Origin of the sequence: Halalkalibacter sp. AB-rgal2, from assembly GCF_041821005.1 — a bacterium.
Taxonomy (GTDB): Bacteria; Bacillota; Bacilli; order Bacillales; family Bacillaceae_D; genus Halalkalibacter.
In genome coordinates this window covers 186,631-210,837 of the sequence record NZ_JBGUAV010000003.1, presented here as the reverse complement: position 1 = coordinate 210,837, position 24,207 = coordinate 186,631, and the positions used below count along the sequence as shown (strand labels likewise).

The following is a 24,207-nucleotide window of genomic DNA, read 5'->3' as shown; positions in this document are numbered from 1 at the left end:
TTGTATATTGAACGATTCTCTTACATAAGTATGGTTGAACAGCCATTATGTTAATTTTATTTTTGAAGGATATTGAGGAGTGAACGACGTGGCAGAAGAAAAAAAGCATTATATGACAATGGATGGTAAGAAAAAATTAGAAGAGGAACTCGAGTTTTTGAAAACTGAACGACGTAAGGAAGTCGTTGAACGTATAAAAATTGCTCGGAGCTTCGGTGATCTCTCGGAAAACTCTGAATATGATTCTGCGAAGGAAGAACAGGCTTTCGTTGAGGGGCGTATTGCTCAGCTAGAAAAGATGATTCGTAATGCTGTGATGATTGAAGATGAAGAAGGGGATGAAAATGTTGTTACTCTAGGAAAGGTTGTAACGATCGTTGAATTACCAGATGGTGACGAAGAAGAATATGCAATCGTCGGTAGCGCGGAATCAGACCCTGCAGAAGGAAAAATCTCCAATGATTCACCAATGGCTCAAAGTTTGCTGGGTAAGCATGTGAATGATCATGTGACTGTGAATACACCAGGTGGTGAAATGGAAGTTAAAATAGTCGATATTCGTTAAATAGGAAGGAGTTTCAGCAGAGAGGTGTACGTTCTCTGTTTGAAACTCTTTTTTAAATAAACGAGTATATTCGCAACGGATAATGAAATATCGGGTTTGATACGTTAAGGATATCAGATTATATTAAACCGTTATAGCGACTCGATATGACGCTTTTAGAAAAAGACAGTTAGAAGGTTATCAAAACAAGTTAAAAACCAAACTTTTCAGTGCCCATCCGTTAGCGCTATTCTTCTTAAAAAAAATAGTTAAATCAGTGCATTTACAAAGTGTGTACTTGTTGTCATACTTATTAGCGAACGTATTGCTGCAAGATAAAGGAGTGGTAGTATGAGGTCGTATCGTTATGAAGAAAGAAGAAAGAAACGGATAAATATAATATATAACATTGCAATTGTCATTGTCATGGTGCTAATCGCCTTTTTTGCTTTACAAATCTTTAATCAAGATGACAGTGAGGTTGTAAATGAACCAGAGCCGATTGAAGATGAAGAAAATGAACAAGATGATCAAGATCCAACTGTTCCAGATCCTGCGTTTCCTGAGGAGCAAGAGGAGCCTTCTGTCGATCCGGTTGTTCCGGAAGAGTCTCAGCCAGAGAATGAAGGAGTATTTGATGATGAAGAAGGAATAGAAGTGGATGTCGATGAAGGATCTCCTCGTCCAGATGAGGATGAGTGGGAGCCGATTGGGACGACACAATCAGAATTAAGGCTTGAATTCGGTGAAGGGACGACTAATCGCCAAGAAATGGATCGTGCTCTTAGTTATGCATCAGGGTTAAGTCTAGAGGAAATGACCGTTTGGCGAATTGAAAATGCCGGGGACCAACGGAGTGTAAGAGGTGTTGTAAGTAACTATGAAAATAGCGAAACACCGTATGAAATATTCTTGGAGTGGCAAGATGGTGAAGGTTGGTTACCAGTTCAATTAAATCAATTAGAGCACAACCCATATACAAGAAATTAAAGATGAATGCCTCCTACTATTTATTTACCTCTGTAGGTGGCTTCATATAGTTAACATGAGGGGAAGTAAAACGATATGAGAATTGGAATTATTGGCGCGATGGATGAAGAAGTAGAGCTATTAAAAGAGAGCTTAAGTAAACGTAAAGAACAGACAATCGCTAGGTGTGAATATCATCAAGGATTCATTGGCAATCAAGAGATCATTCTATTAAAATCAGGAATTGGTAAAGTAAATGCAGCAATAGGAACGACATTGTTAATTCAATTATTCAAACCTGATGTGATCATTAATACGGGGTCAGCAGGTGGTTTTGATGAATCATTAAAAGTAGGGGATATCGTTATTTCAACTGAAGTTCGATATAATGATGTGGACGCTACTGTTTTTGGTTATGAGTTTGGACAAGTGCCTGCCATGCCAGCCTTTTATTCACCTGATCAGCATTTAGTTGAAATGGCTGAAAAAGCTGCAGAAAATGTTGGAATCCATTCAAAGACAGGACTTGTTCTCTCTGGTGATTCCTTTATGAGTGAGCACGATCGTGTCCAAGAGCTAAAGCAACGATTTAAGCAGCCTTCATGCTCAGAAATGGAAGCTGGATCGATTGCTCAAGTGTGTCACCAATTTGAAATACCTTTTGTTATTATTCGAGCATTATCTGATATTGCGGGGCAGGATGCCAAAGTGTCATACGAACAATTTTTGAAAAAAGCTTCTGTCAATTCAGCTAAGCAAGTACTACTAATGGTTGAATTGCTTCAATCATCAACGTAATTGGCTAAAATCTCCTTGATTGTCGATCATTACATCATCTTAGTCTCTTAAAATGATGTTAGAATGATAATAATGAGGAGGGAATCGGATGACGGATAAGAAGATGAATGAGCAGTTAACAAAGATTGCAGATTTCAAACAATATAGTTTTATTTTACTTTCATTAAGTGCGTTTTTATCAATTGGCTTACTGATTCCATCAGCTCCAATTACAGAGTGGCAAGTTCCAGCGGTTATGGCTGTTTTTGTCTTATTAATAGCGGCAATTTCTTGCCATCGTTATGCCATGAAGACATCAAAGCGTTTACACGAAGAGGACAATAAATAACGATAGAGAACGACAGTTAATGATAAAAATATGATACATGATGTGGGCTTAATGAGGAGCAAGACAATTCTTCATTAAGCTTTTTTGTATGAAGATTTCTTCATTTTCTGATAGAATAGAAAGATCAAAATATTGGAATGGAGATTACATATGAATGAGACAAAACGACCTCTAGTGCTAGTAGCTATTATGCTGGCGATGTTTATGGCAGCTGTGGAAGCGACAATTATAGCAACAGCCATGCCGAGGATTGTGGCAGATTTAGGCGGTTTTGCCTTGTTTAGCTGGGTGTTTTCAGCTTACTTACTCATGCAAGTTGTGACGATTCCTTTATATGGTAAGCTAGCTGATATATATGGTCGTAAGCTCATATTTTCAATCGGAATTATTCTTTTCTTAATCGGTTCGATTTTATGTGGTTTTTCATGGTCGATGGAAATGCTCATCCTATCACGATTTATTCAAGGAATAGGTGCAGGAGCGGTACAACCTATTGCGACAACAATTGTAGGCGACATGTATACGAAGGAAGAACGTGCGAAAATTCAAGGGTATTTATCTAGTGTATGGGGTATTTCAGCGATACTAGGTCCGTTGTTAGGAGCGTTTTTTGTTGAATATGTTAATTGGTCATGGGTGTTTTGGGTAAATGTCCCTTTTGGTATCTTCTCGGTATTGATCGTCTGTTTGTTTTTAAACGAAAAGGTAGAACAAAAGCAACAAAGGCTTGATTATGGAGGAGCGCTTCTGTTATTTGTAACAATGACAACGATGATGTTTGTCTTTTTACAGCTCGATGGAGATTCCTTCCTACCGTGGATGCAGCTGTTATTTTTATTTGTATGTTCGATTATAGGACTAATTTGGTTTATTTACCACGAGAAAAAGACGATAGCGCCGATGGTCAATTTCTCATTATGGAAAAGGAAAGAAATATTTTATGCCAATTTAGCCTCCCTAACGACAGGAGCGATGCTATTAACGGTATCGACCTTTTTGCCGACATATGTTCAAGCAATATTAGAACAAAGTCCCCTCATTGCTGGGTTAACGTTAACGGCAATGTCAATTGGCTGGCCTATTTCAGCAATGATTGCTGGAAAGATGATACTTAAGGTAGGTTTTCGTCTAACTGCTCTCATTGGAGGGGGTGGGTTATTCGTAGGTTCGATTTGCTATTTGACGTTATCCTCAATTGCATATCCATTATGGGCAGCACTAGGCTCCTTTTTCATCGGAGTCGGCATGGGCTTTTCAACGACCACATTTATTGTTTCTATTCAATCAGCGGTTGATTGGAAATCTCGTGGAGAAGTAACAGCGATGAATATGTTTATGCGACAGTTAGGAGGTGTAATAGGTGTTGCATTATTTGGTGGCCTTTTAAATCGTTATTTGCGTACATATTTTGAAAACGTTGATGATAAAGTTGCATTTGAACCAACAATTGATGAGGTTAATCGGATTTTGGATGAAACAGAACGAGTAGCATTAACTAATGATGAGCAACTTTTATTGCAAGAAGGTTTGTCAGGAGGGTTAAGCTACATATTCATAGCACTACTCGTATTAGCGATTGTCACGTTCTTGCTTATTTTACAGTTACCTAAAGATGGAAAAATCAAAGAAGCTGGGAACTGATCTAGCGATATTTAAAGTAGGGTGCTAGATCGATTATGGTTTAGTAATGTCGATAAAATGTTTTAAAATGCGTGCAGTTAGTCCCCAAATGGTGTATGTTTCATAGTAATAAAAATACTGCTCTATCGTGTGACGCTGATGTTGAACATGTTTATATCGGCTGTTTGTCTCAGGCTCAATGATGAATCGCATTGGATGCTGCTCTGGTGGTTGAAGATAAAAGTGACGAAGTGGGACCGTAAATAAATGATCGACCTCAGCAGGGCTCGCTTTAATCTCTGTAAATGGATAAGTAACCTGAGCAACAAAGGGATAAATAATCCCTTTAAAAGGCGTAATGAGTATATCTAAATCAGCCAGTAATTGTATATGCTTGCTTTGAATTTGTAACTCTTCTGTTAATTCTCTAAGAGCAGCATCACGAGGGCTTGCGTCTTGTTTATCGATTTTTCCTCCTGGAAAACAAATATCTCCAGGCTGTGATCGTAATTCATAGGATCGGACCTCAAATAATACAGAGAGTTCTCCATCGATATCGATGAGGGGTAGGATAACGGCAGAGTTTTTCATTTGATCTTGTCCGATAATGTTTACTTGACGTTTACTAAGTTGTTTCTCAATCTTTCTTATCATATGCATCAACTGTATTCCCTCCTATATCATAATGTACACGAAATTCAGAAAAAGAGAAATAAAGAAGTGTACTGAAAAAAGTTTGGTTTTTAATTTTTTACTTTTTTTGGTGCCCTTTAATAAAGGACTTCTATGAGAAAAAACGTTACGAAAAAAGTAATATGAAGGTTTTCTGTTAGAAGATCTAACAAAAACACTGTATTTTTGCTATTCGTAGGTTAAAGTATACACATGAAGGGTCATTGACCTAGCTTCAAAAATGTTCTCTCTACTCTTCCCTATTGTCGGGCAGTTCCTTTACTTGGAACTGCCTCTTTTTTTGTTAAGCAGTACATATAAAAAAGATTATGTTGCAAAAATGGGTCTATTCATCGAAAATAAAGTTATGAACTGACATATACTAAGATAAAGAATGTGGAAAAGGAAGATAAGGGGAAGAGTCTGATGAATGTCCAGCAGAAAGAAGACGAAATGTTAAATTTATTGGAGAAGCTAGTGAACATTGATAGCGGATCACATGATAAAGAAGGTGTAGATCAAATAGGGAGGGAGCTAGCTCCTTATTTTACACAGTTGGGTTTTGAATTAGAGGTGAAGGAGCAAGAGGAAGTAGGTGATCATTTAGTTTATCGATTTGGATCGACTCAACCTTCTATTTTAATTGTGGCTCATATGGATACGGTATTTGAAAGAGGAACATCTGTAAAAAGGCCCTTTTCCATTGAAGGTAGACGAGCGTATGGTCCTGGAGTAATCGATATGAAGGCTAGTTTAGTATCGGTAATTTATGCGCTGTCATATTTAAAGGAGAGCGGCTCATCTGCATATGAGCATGTTCAAATCTTACTTACAAGTGATGAAGAAATAGGATCTCCTACATCTCGTTCTCTAATCGAGAAGGAGGCTAAAGGAAAACGATATGCACTTGTGATGGAGCCTGCTCGTAGGGATGGATCTGTTGTTACAGGGCGAAGAGGTAATGGACGCTTTGTGATTGAAGTATCCGGACGTGCAGCGCATTCTGGTATTGAACCTGAAAAGGGAAGAAGTGCGATAGAGGAATTAGCACATAAAATTGTAAAGTTACATGATTTAAACGACCATGAACGTGGGATTTCAGTTAATGTTGGTATTATTGCCGGTGGAAATGCGGTTAATACGATTTCTGATACAGCTATTGGTCACATTGATGTCCGTGTTGCTACTATAGAGCAGGCTAAAGAGATGGAATTGAAAATTGAACAGCTTTGTGCGACGTCTGATGTACAAGGTACAAATATTGAACTTACTGGCGATATGAGTCGACCACCAATGGTTAAAAATAAACAAATTAATGAGCTGTATCGAGTTGTAAAGAAAGTAGGAGCGGAATTAGGGTTGTCAATCAAAGATACAAAAACAGGTGGTGGATCAGATGCATCGTTTACGGCGGCAATGGGTATTCCAACCATTGATGGACTTGGGCCTATTGGCGGATATGCTCATAGTGAAAAGGAATACTTAGACGTGGATTCACTAACTGAGAGGACTTTATTATTAGCTAAAATTATTGAAAAGCTTGCCAAACCTAATGAAAATACCAAAAAAGAAGTAAGTTGATTGAAGTCTAATGGCTGCTGTAAAGGCTATTAGACTTTTTAATGATTCCCCCGTAATGATTTATTTTCAGAAGTGATTGTTAAATTATCAAACTATGCGATAATAAGTATAGAGACCTATTATTAAAGTTCTAGGGGGAGATAACATGGCACGTTCATTATTTAAAAGAAAAATGAAGCAACCAGAGGAAGAAGCACAACATTTTCAAGGGGTCTTATCTATTGATAAGAACTCAGAATATGCCAAGCAATTAGAAATGATAGGCTTAAATGAAAGTGAACTCGGATTTATTCAGTCATTGAAGCCTTATGTGATAGAACAAATAGACGATGTTATTGAACGATTTTATCAAGTGTTAACTGCGGAAAATCAGCTAAAATCCATTATTAATGACCACAGTTCTGTAGAAAGATTAAAACGAACTTTGTCAACACATATTGTGGAAATGTTTAGTGGTGAAATAACGGATACATACATTCAAAAGCGAATCAAGGTTGCTGAAATACATGTGAAAATTGGCCTACCTACAAAGTGGTATGTCTTATCGTTTCAAGTACTCTTTCAAGCATTTTCAACGATTTTTCAACAAACAATTAAGGATCAAGACGCATTTGTACGAGCATTGAATGTAACAAATAAATTACTGAATCTAGAACAACAGCTTGTATTAGAAGCGTATGAGCTTGAAAATGAGCGACTTAATCAAGAACATGAGGAGCAAAAGAATCAGTTTGCTGAAGTAGTTAAAACAGCCTCCGAAGAATTAGCAACGATTTCAGAAGAAACGAGTGCATCGATGCAATCGTTGAATGATCAGGCTAAGTTTATTGAAACCAAATCAATTGAAAATTTACGTTATGCAGCAGAAGCAGAGCAAGTATCTTATAATGGAAAAGAACAAGTTGATGAGCAACGTACGATTATTGGCAATATCCAAGAAACGGTTCAAGGGATTGTTGTCGAGTCTCAAGAATTACGCCAAACGTCGAGCGACATTACGCAAATTATTTCATTAATAACCGATATTGCCGATCAGACGAATTTACTAGCTCTAAATGCAGCAATTGAAGCAGCTAGAGCAGGTGAGCAAGGGCGAGGATTTGCAGTTGTTTCGGAAGAAGTACGTAAGCTAGCAGATCAAACTAAACAATCGGTTTCCAGTATTTCAACGTTAATTGAAAAAACAAATGACCAGATGAATCGTGTATTAAATTCAGTTGAGGAAGTCGATCTTCAAATTGCTGATAGTGTAACATATGTAAGTGATACAGCAGCCTTTTTTGAAAAGATCATTGATGCAATGGGACTCAGTAAAAAACAAACGAATGAAGTGAAGGAAGAGTTGCTCAAATTTGTGCAAACATTAGAGGGTGTTGCGGCAGCTTCTGATCAAGTATCAGTTGCATCAGACCAATTGACGCATTCAACTTCGAATTTATAAGGGTGTTAAAAGTCAGGAGCGTATCCCTGGCTTTTTTTAATTTGAAGGAATAGCTGTGATTTCAAGATGCCTTGGAAAGGAGTCACCTCAAAGATCAGAATGAAACCTTTGAGGTGACTACAGTTTATTGGATTGTTACATGATCTAAGTAAATGGCAGTTTGACCACTGCTATTTGAAGCCCCAATAAATTCAACGCCAATTTCTTTTACGTCATTTAGGTTTGGAATTGCTGAAAGAGGTAAAGAGACAGTCGTACTATTTGCTGAGTTTACAGGGACAGGATCGCCATTAAACCAGCTATAGTTTGAGCCTGTTTTCACGTACAATCTTGCCGTTAAATTTCCAACATTCCCCCAATGTGCATGGCGAACAGTGGCTTGTAAAGTAGAGTAGTCTGATAAATTCTTGTTTCCGACTTTTGCTAATTCATGCTTCGAGTTAGCTGATAAGAAAATATCGGCTTTTAATGAATGGTTACCATTCGCACTCCATTCATTCGTTGTCCAAGGTCCTCCTAGAAGTGAAGAACCTGACCAACCTTGAGTGCCATATTCAAAATCATATAGGATAGTTTCATTACCGTTATGAGGAGGGGGCTCTCCATTGTTTGGAGGGGTATGGAAAATCGAGCTTGGAATGGATGTTTCGAGTAATCCATTAGGTCCGTAGACAATGGTATGTCCCCAAGAAGTTAAGCTTGTTCCTTGCCAATCATAAGATAAATCTAGATATTCCCACTGAGGCGAATTTCCTTTCCAAGACCAAGCTAGCCAACCGACGCCTCTTTGTTGCGAGTAGCTCAATATTGTTGCTTCATCAACATCTCCGTCCGTGTGCATATGCCCAAATTCACCTATTACAAGAGCTAACCCTTGATCGACGACACCATCGATATTAGACTGTATCATTGAAGCATTCCCGCCAGCATATTCATACATATGGATCGAAAACATTGTATTTGCTAGAGGGTCAGCATTAAAAACTTCTTGACCATAATCATGAATCGATTGAGGGTATTGTCCCCAACCAGCTGCATCTACCATTAATGTATGAGTGAAGCCAGCATTTCGTAAACGTGGAATAACCTCCTTGTAGCCATTTGCCCAACCTTGTCCGTCCCACGCTCCATACCATTCGTTGGCAATGTTAATAATGACGCGATCTTCTTTTCCAATTAGAGCGTCTTTCATTTCAATCCAATAATCGACAGCGCGATTTAAGTCAGCCATTGAATTAGATCCTGTTGCATCGTGTACCTCAACAACAGTAATCATCTCATGTTCCTCTGCTAAATCGAGCACTTGATTTAATGTACTTATATCATCTTTTGCCCATTGACCACCATCTGATAGGACAATACGAATTGTATTTGCTCCTTGATTAGCAATAGCTGGTATAGCGACGCTAGAATCTTGTTTAAACCAGGCATGTCCATGATTGATTCCTCTCATTACAAAGGGTTCTCCGTTGGCGTCATAAAGGGTTGAACCTTCGATATAGAAGCCAGAATGTGTTTGACTATGACCATCAGTGGTAAAAATAAAAAAACTGAATAGAAGACAAGAAATAACAATTAGCTTACCCAAAATTCTCATTTCAATTACCTCCTCATTTTTTATACAAACTTGTTTTGATTATGATTGAGGTAACGTTACCGTAGTACAACCCTCCTTTCTCTTTATTTGTAAACGCTTGCTATTAAGTTAAAATACTTAACCGATAAGTTCAACTATTTTATATAAAACAGTTATTTTTTACTAGTTTTCACTTGTTGAATAATCCGTAATACCTATTAATATTGAAAAATAAACGTTTGTTAAAAGATTTGTAAAACCTATGCGCCATTAATGATAAGAGATAAGAAACAAAAAGATTATCGTTAAGTTTATAATTGTGAATGATCTTTTATAAAAGTTACAAGCTAATTCCTATATGTACAGACACGGATGAGCCCAACTTTTCATAAGGATACAGTAAAGAAATTGGGAGGTGGGTTCATGTCCACGATTTTAGCGTCGATCACGTATTTTGTGAAAGAGCTCGTATTTTTCGTTTCTTTTGTGAAGAATAACGCTTTTCCACAACCATTAAATAAAGAAGATGAAAAAAAATACTTAAGAAGAATGCAGCAAGGGGATGAGGAAGCTAGAAACTTATTAATTGAGCATAATCTTCGGTTAGTTGCACATATTGTCAAAAAATTTGAAAATACACGAGAGGATACAGAAGATTTAATTTCCATTGGAACGATAGGGTTAATTAAAGCGATTGAAAGTTATTCCGAGGATAAAGGGACGAAATTGGCAACATACGCAGCCAGATGTATAGAAAATGAAATTCTTATGCACTTAAGAGCGTTAAAGAAGGTAAAGAAAGATGTATCCTTACATGATCCGATTGGTACTGATAAGGAAGGGAATGAAATCACCCTCATCGATGTTCTACAGGAGGATGCCGATGATATCGTCGATATTATCCAAACAAAGATGGAAAAAAGTCAAATTTATACGTATATTCATGTGTTAGATGATCGTGAAAAAGAAGTCATTATCGGGAGGTTTGGGTTAAATCTAGAGGAAGAACGAACACAACGAGAAATTGCTAAGGAGCTTGGTATATCAAGAAGTTATGTTTCAAGAATAGAGAAAAGAGCATTAATGAAGCTGTTTCATGAATTTTATAAAAGTAGTAAGGAGAAGTCATAAATAGCAAACACCTTCATCCTCAAAATGAAGGCGGGTTTTGGAGGTACGAAACTTCCAACGTACTCAAGGTATCATTGTGGATGGGATAGTTGGTATTCAAACATGGAACCAGCTGTTTGTATGTAAGCGCATCAAAGAGTCCTCATCTTAGTCATAGGTGGGGACTATTTGCTGCTCAATTTAAGGGGAAACATGAATATTTTCTTGAGTATTTGCAGAAATCATTTGGATAGCGAAGAGGTTGGGACAGTTGGCATGATAAAACGACACATTTAGCGACATTAAAAACATTGCTTCATTCATACCCGGCTGAGGAGATGGATGCTTACGAGGTTTCAACAATAGTCAATAGTCCGAAGAATGAATCTGTAGATTGTATCCAATCATTAACATAAATAAGAAAAGGAGATACGTTTGTAACTGTATCTTCTTTTCTTATTTTATAGCCTTATTTTGTAAGAGTAAATCAAGGGTATTGGTTAGATTAACTAGTTTATTACATAGTAGACTAAATACTGCGCAGTTACAATGAAGGGGGCTGACACATGAGAAGGGTTGTAAACAATGGTGATACGAGCTCTTATGTTAAGAGCTCGTATCAAGAAAGAGTCTAGTAATATGGTTTAACGAAAGCTGAGCCGACAATAATCAATAAAATAAACAATACAACGATTAACGCAAACTTATTGTCTTTTTTGTGACCATAATCACTCATGATGTTTCACCTCCATATTTACAGGAATAATATATTTTATGTTTTTTCTTAAAAAATGTTTGTACGAACTATATATGAAATATAAAAAACACTTCGTATTAAAGAAGAGGTATACGTATTGCGCGAAGCGAAAACAAAATATGTAGATCGAATTCTAATGTCGCGTGGTACATAACGACAACACAGATTGCAAAGGACTAAGATGGAAGATTAATGAAGGGGAAAGTTTTTAATGGAATTATTAAACGAGTATCAAGGTATTATTGGTGACTTAGGTGGTGTGGCTTAAACATTGATTTTAATCCATTTCCCTTAAAAATTCAGGACATATAAATAACTATAATAGGTTCCACAATGACTAACTTTAAAGAAGAGGAGTGGGTCATGCCCAATAGAAGCGAGCCAAGCTGTTTATTCTTTAGCTTGGCTCGTTTTGACCTGAGTGTTAAATGACTTCGCCGCCATTAACATGTAGCACTTGCCCGGTGACGTAAGTGGAATCGTCGGACGCTAAGTATACATAGGTTGGAGCAAGCTCTACAGGCTGTCCTGGACGTTTTAAAGGGGTGTCAGTTCCGAAAGCGGATACTTGCTCGGCCGGAAAGGAAGCAGGTATGAGAGGCGTCCAGATCGGTCCAGGAGCGACAGCATTGACTCGTATTCCTTTAGATGCGAGGTTTTGAGATAATCCTCTTGTCAAAGAAACCATGGCTCCTTTAGTAGCTGTATAATCCATTAAGACGGGATTACCTTTAAAAGCTACGATAGAAGCTGTATTAATAATGGAGCTACCTTTTTTCAGATGTGACATTGCGGCTTTAATAAGATGAAAGCAAGAGAAGATATTCGTTTTAAAGGTTCGTTCTAACTGAGCGGTAGAAATGTTTTCAATCTTCTCTTGATAATGTTGCTCTGCTGCATTGTTAATCAGAACATCTAGCTGTCCGAATGTGTTAATGGTCTGTTCAATGATTTCTTGACAGAAGGTTTCTTCACCAATATCACCTGCTATAAGCAGACAAGAAGAGCCATATTTTTCAATTTCTTGTTTTGTTATTCTAGCATCTTCATGCTCATTTAAATAAGTAATGACTAGCTTAGCGCCTTCTTTTGCTAACGCGATGGATGCAGCTCTTCCAATTCCGCTATCTCCACCAGTTATAATGATCACTTTTCCATTCAGTTTACCACTGCCCTTATAATTTGGATCATCATAGATTGGTAAAGGGTTCATTTCATATTCAAAGCCCGGTTGTTGAGATTGAACTTGTTTCGGTTGACCGTTAGTTTGGATGGAATCAAGTTTCATCGAGTAACCTCCTTAGTAAAAATATAACCAATCGTTTTATGTATAGTTCCACATTTGAAAAAATGTAAACATAGAAATTGGAAATAATAATTTTAAAAACGAAGATACACTCTTGATAAAACAAACTTGATATAGCTCGAATGTTTATTTATAAAATAAACAACCGACAAATGGTTGATCATTTGTCGGTTGTTTTCATCTTTATTCGTTTACAGCATCTTTAAGTTGTTTACCAGGCTTGAATGCTGGATTTTTTGTAGCTGGAATTTCAATTTCTTCTCCAGTTTGAGGATTACGACCTTTACGAGCAGAACGCTCACGTACTTCAAAGCTACCGAATCCAACAAGTTGAACTTTCCCACCTTCAACTAGTGCATTTGTAATACTATCAAAAACAGCGTCAACTGCTTTTGAAGCATCCTTCTTTGATAATTCTCCTTGCTCTGAAACGGCATTGATTAAATCTGTTTTGTTCATTAAAATAACTCCCTTTCTTTCCTTTGATTGAAAACTATTTGTCATCATTTTTTTTTAGACAAGCAGTTCAAAAAATGCTGCAACTAAAATTTCTCACGAAAGCCCAGTCGTGTCAAGAGTTTCATCGGAAAATCCATGATTTTTACCCAAAAATGCCTAAAAAAAGTGTCCTTTTTGACATTTTCGCTAAAAAAGGACATTTTTAATAGAAAACATAATAATAGATTTTTGTCAAATTTTACACATGCATATATCTTCAAATCTTGCTTATGATTCTAAACTTTGCGAACTTTGAAAGTAGAAATCATAAGAATAGATAAAATCAATGTAAGAAACATGAAGAAATATGAAGGTAAATAAGGTACAATTAATATTTGTAAGGTCAAAATACACCCCGCTGCAGTAATCGGTAAGCCGACAAAATGAAATTTAGGGGCTGTAACGTTAAATCGAGCTAATCGAATAGCACCACATAAAATGAAAAAGATCGTTAGAAATATCCCCGGAAGACCGAAGGAGTTTAGGCTTGCTTGGAAGATTAGAAACGCAGGAGCGACCCCAAAGGAAACAAGATCACTTAGAGAGTCCAATTGCTTTCCAAAATCAGAAACTGCATTAAATCGCCTAGCTGCTGCACCATCAAGCCTGTCACATAACGCAGCGATCGTAATAAACAATAAGGCAATATGAAGTTGATTTTGAATAACATAAATAATAGCAAAAGCACCTAAACACAAATTGACAAGCGTTAACGCATTAGCTATTTGACTTTTTATCTTTTTAGCCGTGTTGTCTAATTGTTGTAGCAGAAACATATATCATCAACTCCTTTGTTGTATGATACGATTTTAAAACTCATTTCTACAATCATAACATAGTGCTCTTTCAAGCACTAGAACATGACTTTAGGAGATTTGGAAAATGAAGAAAATTTTTTTTAGAATGTGTGTAGAGTTAACCAATCATCGTATTTCGTCTTACTTATTAAAAAAGTTTGCCACTTCTTCGTTAAGTAAACCGCTAGTTGTACCTTTTGCTCGTACATTTGACCTTAATCAGGAGGAGATGGAGCGACCATTACTATCCTATAAAAATTTGCATGAATTATTCACACGAAATTTAAAGGTGGGTAGTAGAGAGGTCGATCGTAGAGATCATGCTATTGTTAGTCCAGTTGACGGTGTTGTTGCTCAAGTTGGGCAATTAAATGAAGGCGAGTCGTTTTTAATAAAAGGACAAGTGTACAAATTAGAAGAAATGCTTGAATCTCAAAAGAAAGCAAAGGAATATGCGAATGGTCAATATGTTGTTCTATATTTAAGTCCTAGTCATTACCATCGCATACATGCTCCAGTGACAGCTACTGTTAGAGAGAGATGGTCACTTGGAAAAAAGTCATATCCTGTTAATGAGTATGGTCTGACGTATGGAAAACGGCCTTTATCAAGGAATTTTCGTATTGTTACAGAAGTTGAGGTGAACGCTAAATCTTTAGCGCTTGTTAAAGTTGGAGCTATGAATATTAATACAATTGAGCTCACTAACCAGAAACAAAATGTTGAGAAGGGGGAGGAGCTAGGGTATTTCTCTTTTGGATCGACGGTTGTTCTTTTGGCTGAGGAAGGTCTGCTTCAATTTAATGAATTGTATGCAGGACAATCACTTCTAATGGGAGAAAGTATAGGAGAACTTATTTTATGAGAGGTGCGATAAGATGGACAAATATGTAAGAATTGCGGCACAGTTAACCAATCGTTCTCCACTTCCATTACTTTGTCCAAAGAAGCCGTGGGACAAGAAGCTTACAAGAGAAATTATGGCATTGTCAGACGAAGTGTTGAGTGATCATGATGACTCTTCAACATTGTCAAGTCAAGCTGTCCGTTCAGGCTTACTTCTTTGGAATGACGAACTAGAGCTGTCGCATTCAATCTCACAAGGAATGTCTGAAGAGGTTGGCAGCCTTTGGCATGGGATGATGCACCGAAGAGAAGGAGATTTTAGTAACGCGAAGTATTGGTTTCGTCTTGCAGGAGAACATGCTGTGTTTTCGTCATTATATGAAAAAGCAAGTTTATTTTCACCTGAAGTAAAGTCATGGGGACGGTGGGATCCTTTTCGATTCATTGATGAAGTGGAAAAGGCGATTCATTTAAATGGGGAGGATTCAGCCGATGCGATGATTCTTCGAGAAATCCAAGTGTTTGAATTTACGTTATTTATCGACTATAGTCGAAATTATAACCAATGAAATAAAATGTGACCACTCCAATTTCAAGTGGTCACGTTTTTTATAAATTATTGTGATTCCTTTTGAGCTTCCTTTAAGTCGTCCTGAACGCTTTTTTCCCATAGAGGTACTTTTGTTCGATAGGCTGCGCGTCCAACCATCTGAGCAGCTACAGGAGCTGTTAAGAAGACAAAGATGATCGCAAGCAACAATTTCATAATGAATTCACCTTGGACGAGCAAGAAAAACAGAAAGGTAGCAATGATAATTGAGATGACTCCGAGAGTGGCGCTTTTCGTTGCTGCATGTGTACGTCCATATACATCAGGAAAACGAATAAGACCAATTGAACCGAGTAAGCTTAAAAAGCCACCAATTAAAACAAAGATACTAATAATAACCTCAGTCGCGGTCAAAGACAACACCCCTCTCAATAAATTTCGATAATGCAATTGTGCCGATGAAGGCAAGAATACTTATGACAAGTATAACCTCAGAATAGGCTACCGTCTCTTGTAAGATCATAAGAATGCCAATGAAACCAATTAAATTAATGCCAAAAGCATCAAGTGCAATGATTCGATCTGGCATCGTAGGGCCAATCACAGTACGAATGAAGCAGACGAATAGCGAGATCGACATGATGACGAGTACAATCGTGAGAATCATATAGAACATTTACTTCGTCACCTCCATAATGGCTCGCTCAAATGTATGATGAATTTGTTCGATCATAGCATTTTTGTCTGGAACATGAATCGAATGAATATATATCGTTTGATTATCAGACGAGAAATCCATTGATAATGTCCCTGGAGTTAGTGAAATTAATGATGCAAGTAGAGTAATCTCAAACTCTGATTTTAATTTTGTTGGAACAGCTACAATCCCTGGTTTTATGTTCATTTTTGGGCTAAGTACAATTTTAATGACATCGATGTTAGCTAACACTAATTCTTTGATGAATAAAAGTACTAGTTTCATGATCGCCCATACTCTTCGAAAATAAAAATCGAATCTTAGAAAGCGACGTAAAACGAAAAGGATCAGGATCCCGATGACATATCCAACTAGAAAATCGACACCTGTGTAACTGTTTTGCAATAACACCCATACGAGAGCGATGACAATATTAGTTAAAATTTGAAAAGCCATAGCAACTACTCCTTAAGCACAGATTCGATGTAAATTGATGGATCTAAGATTTGCTCAGCTACTTGTAAAGAATACTGAAAGACGGGCTCTGCTGCAAATCCAAGTACGATCGTTAAAGCAACGAGTGGTACGATTGGTAAAAGCAGTTTACCTACACGGAATTGTGCCTGTTCTTCAGTGTGCTTCTGTTCTCCCCAGAAGGCATACATAAAGATTTTCATCATCGAGAAGAGAGTTAATAAACCTACGGCTAATGCAACCCCAGCGATGACATATCCTCCTTCTTGGAAGCCAGCAAGGATAATCGGGAATTTACTAAAGAAACCACTTAATGGTGGAATTCCAGCAAGTGAAATCGCACATATAAAGAACATCCACGCTAGGTAAGGGTGGGTTTTTAGTAGTCCGCCCATTTTCTTTAAATCAGTTGTTCCAGTAACCTTTTGTGCAGCACCTGCAAATAGAAACAAGGCCGATTTAACGATAATGTGGTGAGCAATATAATAGATCGCTCCGGCTATTGCTAATTGCGTATAAATTCCAAGTCCCATCACCATATAACCGACCTGACTAATGATGTGATAAGAGAGAATTCGCTTGAAGTCAAACTGTGAAACGGCTCCAAGTACACCGAAAATCATCGTAAGTCCAGCTAATGTCACGATTATATAGTGTGTAAAGCTAGGGTCGTGAGTGAAAATAAGTGTGAACATTCGTATGATCGCATAAATACCAACCTTTGTTAATAGTCCACCAAATAATGCAGCTATCGCTGCGGGTGGTCCGTAGTATGAACGCGGGAGCCAGAAATATAAAGGAAAAAGAGCCCCTTTCATACCGAATACGAGTAAAAACAAAATCGCAATGACATTTAAAACACCTGTCTGATCGAGTAATGCAACTCGTTCTGCAATTTGAGCCATATTTAATGTGCCTGTTACTGCATAGAGATAAGCAATCCCAACGATAAACAAGATCGAAGCAAATACGTTAATAATGACATATTTCAATGATTCACGAAGCTGGTATTTCGTTCCTCCATGAACAATAAGAATATAGGATGCTATTAACATAACTTCAAAGAATACAAAAAGGTTAAACAAATCACCTGTTAAAAAAGAACCGTTAACACCTGCTAATAGGAAAAAATAAAACGGGTAAAAGTAAAATTTTTCACGTTCAGGTGAAATGGTCTGAAAGGCGAAAAACAGACAAACAAAACCGACAATGCTTGCTAATACAACCATCATCGTTGCAAACAGATCTGCAACGAGTACAATTCCAAATGGCGCTCGCCAGTTTCCTAGCTCAAGTGTTGTAATACCATTTTGGAAAACGAATATCGCAATATAAATCGCTAAACCTAGCATCGCCGTCATTGTAATGGCACTAATAACACGTTGAATTGTATGTTTCTTTGAAAATAAAATCAAAACTGTTCCAATAATAAACGGTATTAATACAGGTAGTAAAATTAAATTATTCATCAGCAGATCCCCTCAATTGGTCTAAATCATCCGTCTTATGCTCCTTATACGTACGATAGGCTAGCACAAGTAAAAAGGATGTGACCCCAAAACTAATGACAATGGCTGTTAAAATTAGTGCCTGTGGCAACGGATCGGCATACGCTTCTGATCCGAGGCTTAGCAGTGGGGGTGTCCCACGTTGCAATCCAGCCATCGTTAATAAGAGTAAGTGGGCACCGTGTGAAAGAAGGATTAACCCAATTATGACACGTAACATACTTTTCGTTAGTATCATATACGTACCCACTGTAAAGAGGACACCTACAGTGATGGACATTAAAATTTCCATTACTCATCATCCTCCGCAATTGTTAATATGATTGTCAAGGCTACACCAACTACGACTAAATAGATACCTAAGTCAAACGGCAGAGCCGTTGTCAGTTCTGTTTCTCCTAATATAGGGAGTTGGTAGTATTCAAAGAATTGCGTGAGAAACGGGTAGCCAAAGAGCATACTAGTAACCCCGGTTCCAATCGCAATTAATAAACCGATCGCGATCATTGAAGCAAAGTTGATCGGCAGTGCTTTTTTGATCGTTTTCATATCAAAGCCAAGATACATCAGTAGAAAAGCACTTGCTGTCATTAATCCTCCGATAAACCCTCCACCAGGATCATTATGACCTGCGAAGAATAAATAGACGGAGAAGGAAAGGATGAGAAACGTGACAAAGCGTGTAACAGTATTTAGCATTAAGTCATTTGTTTTTATTTGGTTTTGGTTTGGCTTCATACATCTTCCCTCCCTGTCATACGAAGTTTCACAAGTGCGATAACACCTAATGCGGCGATACCGAGAACGAGAACCTCAAGTAACGTATCTAATCCCCGGAAGTCAACGAGAATGACATTAACCATGTTGTACCCACCGGCGAGCTCTTTAGAGTTCTCAATAAAGAATTCTGCAATGGTTGGTAGGTTTGCTTCTGAACCGAGAGCAAATGAACTAAATGCAATAGCCGTGACGAGCCCACCTACACCTAAAGCGATTAATAAGTTAACGATATTAAATCGTGGAGTGAACTTCTCTTTTCTGAGCTCTGGTAAGTGATAGAACGCCAGCATAAAGAGAACGACCGTAACTGTTTCAACGAGTAGCTGTGTTAATGCTAAGTCTGGTGCACGGAATACAACAAATAGTAATGCTAATAAGAAGCCAAGCACACCAACAACGATGACAATTGTCATTCGATGATGAATGAATGGAATCGAGACGGTTGCTGCGATAAAGACAAGTGTAAGCACCCACATAAATGGATCAATTCCTGTTAAGTTCGTTGTTTCAATCGCAAAAGCATCGTATTTAATCATCGTGTATCCACACAATAGGATAATAAAAACTGTCATATATGCGAAATAATCGCGAAGTAAACCAGTCATCTGGATACGCGTAATCGCTTGTGAGCCGCTAATCGTTCCACTAACTCCATTGTCATAAAACCAGTTAAGCGGGTCACGCTCACGCATATAAATGCTTAGCTTTGTCCACTTCTTCATTAGTAAGTAAATGACCGTACCAAATATAATGACTCCAAATGTCATAAATAGCTCAGCGTTAAATCCATGCCAATGGTAAATGTCGACATGAAACACTTCTCCATCGGGTAAGAGCGAAGGCAAAATCGCAGCCATTGCTGGTTGGATTAATGTGTACGCCAATATATTAGGGAAGAAACCGAAGACCACAACAAGTGAGCCTAATACAATTGGACTAATTAACATACCGATAGGTGCTTCATGAACATGGTCAACCTCTAATTTCTCAGGTTGGAATTTACCAGTAAACGTCTTAAAGAACATGATCATACAGTAAACAAATGTGAAAATACTCGCTATCCATGCAAGGATTGGGAATAAAAGTCCCCACGTTTCCATACTGAAAATGGATAACTCCGATGCACGTAGTACACCTGTAAAGAACATTTCCTTACTTAAGAACCCATTAAATGGAGGTAACCCGGCCATTGATGCGATTCCGATTAATGAGACGGTAAATGTTACAGGCATAATCGTCATTAAGCCACCAAGCTTACGAATATCTCGTGTGCCTGTTTCATGGTCAATAATACCCGCAGTCATAAACAAGCTACCTTTAAAGGTTGCATGGTTAATCAGATGAAACACAGCAGCTAATATAGCCAGCGTAAAGTAATCTTCTCCCATACCAAAATACATCGATGCTGAACCAAGCCCGAGTAAACACATAATTAAGCCGAGTTGACTGATCGTTGAGAAAGCCAGAATTGCTTTAAGGTCTTTTTGTCTGACTGCTGATAAGGAACCCCAGAATAATGTGATGATCCCAAAACCAGATAGAATCCAAAACCATTCAGGTACCCCACCGAAGACAGGTGTTAATCGAGCGACTAAGTAAATACCCGCTTTAACCATAGTTGCTGAATGTAAATACGCACTAACAGGTGTCGGTGCTTCCATCGCATCTGGTAACCAAATGTGAAACGGAAATTGAGCTGATTTTGTAAATGCACCTAATAAAATAAGGAGCATTGCAGGAATAAATAGTGTACTTCCGGTTAATAGGTCGACATTGGCAATCAGCTCACGAATGCTAAATGTACCTGCCATCACATAAACAAGGCAGAAGCCACCAAGCATCGACAATCCACCCATTACGGTAATAAGCATCGATTTTTGTGCACCGTATGTTGATTTCTCACGGTGGAACCAATAACTAATCAATAGTGATGATGCTAAACTTGTGACCTCCCAAAAAACATAGAGAACGATTAAGTTATCAGATAGGACAACCCCAAGCATCGCACCCATAAACATTAATAAGTATACGTAAAAATTGTTTAGTTTTTCTGTCTTCTTAGAAAGGTAATAAATAGAATAGAGCACAACTAAAGCACCTATTCCTGTTATGAGTAATAGGAACAATAAACTTAAACCATCTACATAAACAGTAAAGTTGATTCCGAGTGATGGAACCCACGGAACTACCTCTTTCACTACGTCACCATTAGAAGTGATTGGTAAGAAGTTAATGAAATAAACAAATAGAACTACTGGTAAGATTAAAACAAACCAGCCTGTATGTATAGACCTTAAGTATTTATACAAAAACGGAATTAAGATGGCTAACAAAAAAGGGGAGATTGTAGCCCAATGTAAAAGCGTCAACAGACATACCTCCTTATGAAATAATTGTGATGATTAAGCTACGATTACGTTTACTCCTCTCTCTTTACCTTTAAAGACAGTATTACTTTTAGGCTAATTGAAATTATAACCTATAACGAAAACTCATGCATCTTATGTACTTATTAGGATGTGCCATTTTAACGAAACTTATAAATATGAAGAAAATCAGTAAAATTCCTATTAAAAAATTTTTTTGAGGAAATGATTAAAGCGATTACACCGAAGTATAAGTAGCTGTTTTGGAAAAACATGTATAGATTTTTATGGAATGAGCCATTCTAAGTAACAAAAGAAGCAAATTCAACTGGAGTGTAACATATGAGTAAAAGACAAAAATGCTTGGCAGCCGTTAGCTTGTTTTTAGTTTTATTTTCAAGTGGGTGGTATGCTCATGAATATAATGAAAGACAAATTCATTTGAAGGGGTTAGATACGTATCAAATTCAACAATTAGATGATGGAATTGACCGTACAGGGCCATTTAAACCAAGGGAATATATACGAATTGGACCTAGAAATCGCCGATAAATTCAAAAAAAGGTTGTCTACGTATTATCGTAGGCAACCTTTTTGTATAACCATAGATTCTAAGTCGTAAGGAAGTCTAATCTGAACAGGTGCTAGTAATTGGTGATCGATACATTGAACTTATGGCCACTTTCTTACGTACTGACAGCTAAGAGTTTTAATATAAGATTAACACTAGAGCATATTCAGTCATAAACATATTTATGAAGAAAGTTTTATTTTATCTGTTAGAGAGCGTCTCGTCAATTCAAGGCGGATTAATTCAATAAAATCATGACTTAAATTCAATTCGATGGCCTTATAGTAAGTTTCAATTAACAATTCATCAGAAAGGTTTTTCATCGTTATCCTGTCCAATTCAAGATAGACAGGTTCACCTCCTTTTTTCCATTCTATGTTTGCTTACCATTTTGAAAAAAGTAGTATACATGATGTGACCTATGCATATAAATGTACGTTTATTAATTAATTTAATCCTACCATGATAAGGAAATTAGAACAACTGTTCTAATTATCCACACTGATCGGTGTATAACTTGTTAATACCCTGTTTGCTCTTTAGTCAAACCCTTACCCAGGTTGGTTTTATATGTGCATAAGTTTATCCACAGTGTTGGATGGTGATTGGATTTGTCGAAAATTTTTTTAAATATTAGAGATAAAAAGAGAAATTTGTAAAATGAAGGTGTGCTCATATGCTTACATTATTATGTATGACACTTATTGAAATATAAATAAAAAAACGGTATAGTTAAAGTTTGGTAAAGGAATATTGGAAATTTATAAAGAGGTGTGGCCTTGTGTTAAAACAGCTGTTGCCAAATCAATATGAGAAGAGCATTTATGACATTCGTTTTGATGAATTGAAGAAAAAAGGAATAAAAGGGATCATCACAGATCTTGATAATACACTAGTTGAGTGGGATAGACCTCAGGCAACGCCTGAAGTTCAGCAATGGTTTAAAGAGCTCAAAGAAATGGGCATGAAGATTACGATCGTCTCGAATAATAATCTAAAACGTGTAAAAGCATTTGCTGAACCAGAAGAAGCTGTTTTCATTCACAGTGCTCAGAAGCCAAGAAGACGTGCTTTTATACAAGCCTGTCGAGAGATGAATTTGAAAAATGAAGACGTCGTTGTTATTGGAGATCAAATGTTTACTGACGTATTAGGTGGGAACCGTGCAAATTTGCACACAATTCTTGTTGTACCTGTAACGAATACCGATGGACTAGCTACAAAGCTTAACCGTACGATGGAACGCTTTGTTTTGAAATGGATGAGAAAACGTGGACTAATTAAATGGGAGGACTAGGAAATGGAAGAGAGAACAATCACATGTGTTGGCTGTGGAATTGAAATCCAAACAACCGAAAAGAACCAACTTGGTTATACACCTCCTTCGGCTTTAGAAAAAGATGTCGTGACATGTCAACGTTGTTTCAGGTTGAAGCATTATAATGAAGTTCAAGATATTTCCCTAACAGATGATGATTTCCTGAAAATATTACACGGGCTCGGCGAACGTAAAGCATTAATCGTTAAAATTGTTGATATTTTCGACTTTACAGGAAGCTGGTTGCCAGGTTTACATCGATTCGTCGGAAATAATGATGTCTTGCTCGTTGGAAATAAGGTTGATCTGCTACCTAAATCATTGAATCACAATCGTCTTGTTAATTGGATGAAAAAAACAGCTAAAGATTTAGGGTTGCGTCCAGTGGATGTTAGTCTAATGAGTGCGGAGAAGGGGAAGGGAATCGAAGAAGTAGCGGAAGCTATTAATCATTATCGGAGTGGTCGAGATGTCTTTATCGTTGGATGTACAAACGTTGGGAAATCAACCTTTATTAACCAATTGATTAAGGCATATGGTGGAGATACCGAACAGCTCATAACAACCTCTCATTTTCCAGGTACGACACTTGATATGATTGATTTACCCCTAGATGATGGCAAGACGCTTTATGATACACCAGGTATCATCAATCACCATCAAATGGCTCATTATGTCGATAGCGAAGAATTAAAAGTAATTACTCCTAAAAAGGAAATTAAGCCGAAGGTATTTCAATTAAATCCTGAGCAGACATTGTTTTTCGGTGGTCTTTGTCGATTTGATTTTGCTGAAGGTGAACGATCTTCATTTACATGCTACTTGTCTAATGAATTAATGATACACCGTACAAAAAAAGATAAAGCAAGTTCGTTATACGAACAGCACCTTGGAGAATTGTTAGTACCTCCTGGACCGACCTCTAAAGAAAAGTTACCACCTTTAGTAAAATCAACATTTCTCGTGAGGGAAGAAAAAATGGACATTGTTTTTTCCGGACTTGGTTGGGTAACGGTACACGGTCAAAATTTACGTATTGAAGCATATGCTCCTGAAGGTGTGAACGTATCAATTCGTGAATCGATTATATAAGAGGTGAG

General features: G+C 37.4%; 28 protein-coding genes. 14 read left to right on the top strand and 14 right to left on the bottom strand.

Going from position 1 to position 24,207, the window contains the following annotated elements; translation table 11 throughout:
* Positions 1 to 88 precede the first annotated feature (88 nt).
* The 5 genes from greA to ACERJO_RS04090 all read left to right on the top strand — a co-directional run bounded on the left by greA (position 89) and on the right by ACERJO_RS04090 (position 4,280).
* Positions 89 to 565 (top strand): transcription elongation factor GreA, encoded by a 477-nt coding sequence (greA, locus tag ACERJO_RS04110; RefSeq protein ID WP_247104188.1) that lies wholly within the window; start codon positions 89 to 91, stop codon positions 563 to 565.
* A gap of 330 nt (positions 566 to 895) precedes the next feature.
* Positions 896 to 1,534, top strand: a complete 639-nt coding sequence (locus tag ACERJO_RS04105) for a YrrS family protein (protein ID WP_247104186.1) — start codon at positions 896 to 898, stop codon at positions 1,532 to 1,534.
* A gap of 75 nt (positions 1,535 to 1,609) precedes the next feature.
* Entirely contained in the window at positions 1,610 to 2,311 is a 702-nt protein-coding gene (mtnN, locus tag ACERJO_RS04100) for a 5'-methylthioadenosine/S-adenosylhomocysteine nucleosidase (protein WP_373646634.1), read from the top strand.
* 88 nt (positions 2,312 to 2,399) lie between these two features.
* On the top strand, positions 2,400 to 2,639 hold the full coding sequence (locus ACERJO_RS04095; RefSeq protein WP_373646633.1) for a YrhC family protein: 240 nt from the start codon (positions 2,400 to 2,402) through the stop codon (positions 2,637 to 2,639).
* A 150-nt stretch (positions 2,640 to 2,789) separates the two neighbouring features.
* A complete protein-coding gene (locus ACERJO_RS04090; protein WP_373646632.1) occupies positions 2,790 to 4,280 on the top strand; it encodes an MDR family MFS transporter in 1,491 nt (496 codons plus the stop codon).
* Between the two features lie 33 nt (positions 4,281 to 4,313).
* On the opposite strand, the gene ACERJO_RS04085 is transcribed toward ACERJO_RS04090, so the two are convergent.
* On the bottom strand, positions 4,314 to 4,919 hold the full coding sequence (locus ACERJO_RS04085; RefSeq protein ID WP_247104501.1) for an NUDIX hydrolase: 606 nt from the start codon (positions 4,917 to 4,919) through the stop codon (positions 4,314 to 4,316).
* A gap of 438 nt (positions 4,920 to 5,357) precedes the next feature.
* On the opposite strand from ACERJO_RS04085, the gene ACERJO_RS04080 reads away from it, so the two are divergent.
* A complete protein-coding gene (locus ACERJO_RS04080; protein ID WP_373646631.1) occupies positions 5,358 to 6,512 on the top strand; it encodes a M20 family metallopeptidase in 1,155 nt (384 codons plus the stop codon).
* 145 nt (positions 6,513 to 6,657) lie between these two features.
* The gene (locus ACERJO_RS04075) at positions 6,658 to 7,953 is read left to right on the top strand and encodes a protoglobin domain-containing protein (RefSeq protein WP_373646630.1); all 1,296 of its coding nucleotides are present in this window, start codon (positions 6,658 to 6,660) and stop codon (positions 7,951 to 7,953) included.
* Between the two features lie 124 nt (positions 7,954 to 8,077).
* Here the strand turns inward: ACERJO_RS04075 and ACERJO_RS04070 are convergent, their stop codons facing one another.
* Positions 8,078 to 9,550: a glycoside hydrolase family 5 protein gene (locus tag ACERJO_RS04070; RefSeq protein WP_373646629.1), complete on the bottom strand. Its 1,473-nt coding sequence runs from the start codon at positions 9,548 to 9,550 to the stop codon at positions 8,078 to 8,080.
* A gap of 402 nt (positions 9,551 to 9,952) precedes the next feature.
* On the opposite strand from ACERJO_RS04070, the gene sigK reads away from it, so the two are divergent.
* Both sigK and ACERJO_RS04060 read left to right on the top strand, forming a co-directional pair.
* On the top strand, positions 9,953 to 10,660 hold the full coding sequence (sigK, locus tag ACERJO_RS04065; protein WP_247104172.1) for an RNA polymerase sporulation sigma factor SigK: 708 nt from the start codon (positions 9,953 to 9,955) through the stop codon (positions 10,658 to 10,660).
* A gap of 37 nt (positions 10,661 to 10,697) precedes the next feature.
* Entirely contained in the window at positions 10,698 to 10,811 is a 114-nt protein-coding gene (locus tag ACERJO_RS04060) for a peptidoglycan-binding domain-containing protein (RefSeq protein WP_368859654.1), read from the top strand.
* 459 nt (positions 10,812 to 11,270) lie between these two features.
* On the opposite strand, the gene ACERJO_RS04055 is transcribed toward ACERJO_RS04060, so the two are convergent.
* From ACERJO_RS04055 to pssA, 4 genes are all read right to left on the bottom strand, one after another.
* Positions 11,271 to 11,375: a YjcZ family sporulation protein gene (locus ACERJO_RS04055; RefSeq protein ID WP_247104162.1), complete on the bottom strand. Its 105-nt coding sequence runs from the start codon at positions 11,373 to 11,375 to the stop codon at positions 11,271 to 11,273.
* A gap of 445 nt (positions 11,376 to 11,820) precedes the next feature.
* A complete protein-coding gene (locus ACERJO_RS04050) occupies positions 11,821 to 12,684 on the bottom strand; it encodes an SDR family oxidoreductase (protein WP_247104161.1) in 864 nt (287 codons plus the stop codon).
* A gap of 201 nt (positions 12,685 to 12,885) precedes the next feature.
* Positions 12,886 to 13,161: an HU family DNA-binding protein gene (locus ACERJO_RS04045; RefSeq protein WP_247105106.1), complete on the bottom strand. Its 276-nt coding sequence runs from the start codon at positions 13,159 to 13,161 to the stop codon at positions 12,886 to 12,888.
* A 275-nt stretch (positions 13,162 to 13,436) separates the two neighbouring features.
* Positions 13,437 to 13,976: a CDP-diacylglycerol--serine O-phosphatidyltransferase gene (gene pssA / locus ACERJO_RS04040; RefSeq protein WP_247105105.1), complete on the bottom strand. Its 540-nt coding sequence runs from the start codon at positions 13,974 to 13,976 to the stop codon at positions 13,437 to 13,439.
* A 106-nt stretch (positions 13,977 to 14,082) separates the two neighbouring features.
* Here pssA and ACERJO_RS04035 point away from each other — a divergent pair, with 106 nt between their 5' ends.
* Both ACERJO_RS04035 and ACERJO_RS04030 read left to right on the top strand, forming a co-directional pair.
* On the top strand, positions 14,083 to 14,862 hold the full coding sequence (locus tag ACERJO_RS04035; RefSeq protein WP_373646628.1) for a phosphatidylserine decarboxylase: 780 nt from the start codon (positions 14,083 to 14,085) through the stop codon (positions 14,860 to 14,862).
* A gap of 13 nt (positions 14,863 to 14,875) precedes the next feature.
* Positions 14,876 to 15,412, top strand: coding sequence for a hypothetical protein (locus ACERJO_RS04030; protein WP_247105103.1), 537 nt, complete (start codon positions 14,876 to 14,878; stop codon positions 15,410 to 15,412).
* A gap of 47 nt (positions 15,413 to 15,459) precedes the next feature.
* On the opposite strand, the gene mnhG is transcribed toward ACERJO_RS04030, so the two are convergent.
* The 7 genes from mnhG to ACERJO_RS03995 are packed head-to-tail and all read right to left on the bottom strand — an operon-like array spanning position 15,460 to position 21,221.
* On the bottom strand, positions 15,460 to 15,807 hold the full coding sequence (mnhG, locus tag ACERJO_RS04025) for a monovalent cation/H(+) antiporter subunit G (protein ID WP_373646626.1): 348 nt from the start codon (positions 15,805 to 15,807) through the stop codon (positions 15,460 to 15,462).
* A complete protein-coding gene (locus ACERJO_RS04020) occupies positions 15,794 to 16,069 on the bottom strand; it encodes a Na(+)/H(+) antiporter subunit F1 (protein ID WP_247105101.1) in 276 nt (91 codons plus the stop codon). The genes mnhG and ACERJO_RS04020 overlap by 14 nt, the downstream gene beginning before the upstream one ends.
* Positions 16,070 to 16,546 (bottom strand): Na+/H+ antiporter subunit E, encoded by a 477-nt coding sequence (locus tag ACERJO_RS04015; RefSeq protein ID WP_247105100.1) that lies wholly within the window; start codon positions 16,544 to 16,546, stop codon positions 16,070 to 16,072. It abuts the gene before it with no gap.
* Positions 16,547 to 16,551: 5 nt separating this feature from the next.
* Positions 16,552 to 18,033, bottom strand: coding sequence for a Na+/H+ antiporter subunit D (locus tag ACERJO_RS04010; protein WP_247105099.1), 1,482 nt, complete (start codon positions 18,031 to 18,033; stop codon positions 16,552 to 16,554).
* Complete coding sequence (locus tag ACERJO_RS04005) at positions 18,026 to 18,364, bottom strand: Na(+)/H(+) antiporter subunit C (protein ID WP_035345628.1); 339 nt, start codon at positions 18,362 to 18,364, stop codon at positions 18,026 to 18,028. The genes ACERJO_RS04010 and ACERJO_RS04005 overlap by 8 nt, the downstream gene beginning before the upstream one ends.
* Positions 18,364 to 18,810 (bottom strand): Na(+)/H(+) antiporter subunit B, encoded by a 447-nt coding sequence (locus ACERJO_RS04000; RefSeq protein WP_247105098.1) that lies wholly within the window; start codon positions 18,808 to 18,810, stop codon positions 18,364 to 18,366. Before ACERJO_RS04000 ends, ACERJO_RS04005 begins: the two co-directional genes overlap by 1 nt.
* Entirely contained in the window at positions 18,807 to 21,221 is a 2,415-nt protein-coding gene (locus ACERJO_RS03995) for a Na+/H+ antiporter subunit A (protein ID WP_373646625.1), read from the bottom strand. The genes ACERJO_RS04000 and ACERJO_RS03995 overlap by 4 nt, the downstream gene beginning before the upstream one ends.
* A gap of 339 nt (positions 21,222 to 21,560) precedes the next feature.
* Between ACERJO_RS03995 and ACERJO_RS03990 the strand changes: the two genes are divergently transcribed.
* Positions 21,561 to 21,770 (top strand): hypothetical protein, encoded by a 210-nt coding sequence (locus ACERJO_RS03990; RefSeq protein ID WP_035345634.1) that lies wholly within the window; start codon positions 21,561 to 21,563, stop codon positions 21,768 to 21,770.
* Positions 21,771 to 21,971: 201 nt separating this feature from the next.
* Here the strand turns inward: ACERJO_RS03990 and ACERJO_RS03985 are convergent, their stop codons facing one another.
* The gene (locus ACERJO_RS03985; protein ID WP_035345636.1) at positions 21,972 to 22,112 is read right to left on the bottom strand and encodes a sporulation histidine kinase inhibitor Sda; all 141 of its coding nucleotides are present in this window, start codon (positions 22,110 to 22,112) and stop codon (positions 21,972 to 21,974) included.
* Between the two features lie 458 nt (positions 22,113 to 22,570).
* On the opposite strand from ACERJO_RS03985, the gene ACERJO_RS03980 reads away from it, so the two are divergent.
* Together ACERJO_RS03980 and yqeH are read left to right on the top strand one after the other, a co-directional pair.
* Positions 22,571 to 23,086 carry a YqeG family HAD IIIA-type phosphatase gene (locus tag ACERJO_RS03980; RefSeq protein WP_373646624.1) on the top strand — a complete coding sequence of 172 codons (516 nt, stop codon included), beginning with the start codon at positions 22,571 to 22,573 and terminating at the stop codon, positions 23,084 to 23,086.
* 3 nt (positions 23,087 to 23,089) lie between these two features.
* Entirely contained in the window at positions 23,090 to 24,199 is a 1,110-nt protein-coding gene (gene yqeH / locus ACERJO_RS03975; protein ID WP_247105095.1) for a ribosome biogenesis GTPase YqeH, read from the top strand.
* Positions 24,200 to 24,207 lie beyond the last annotated feature (8 nt).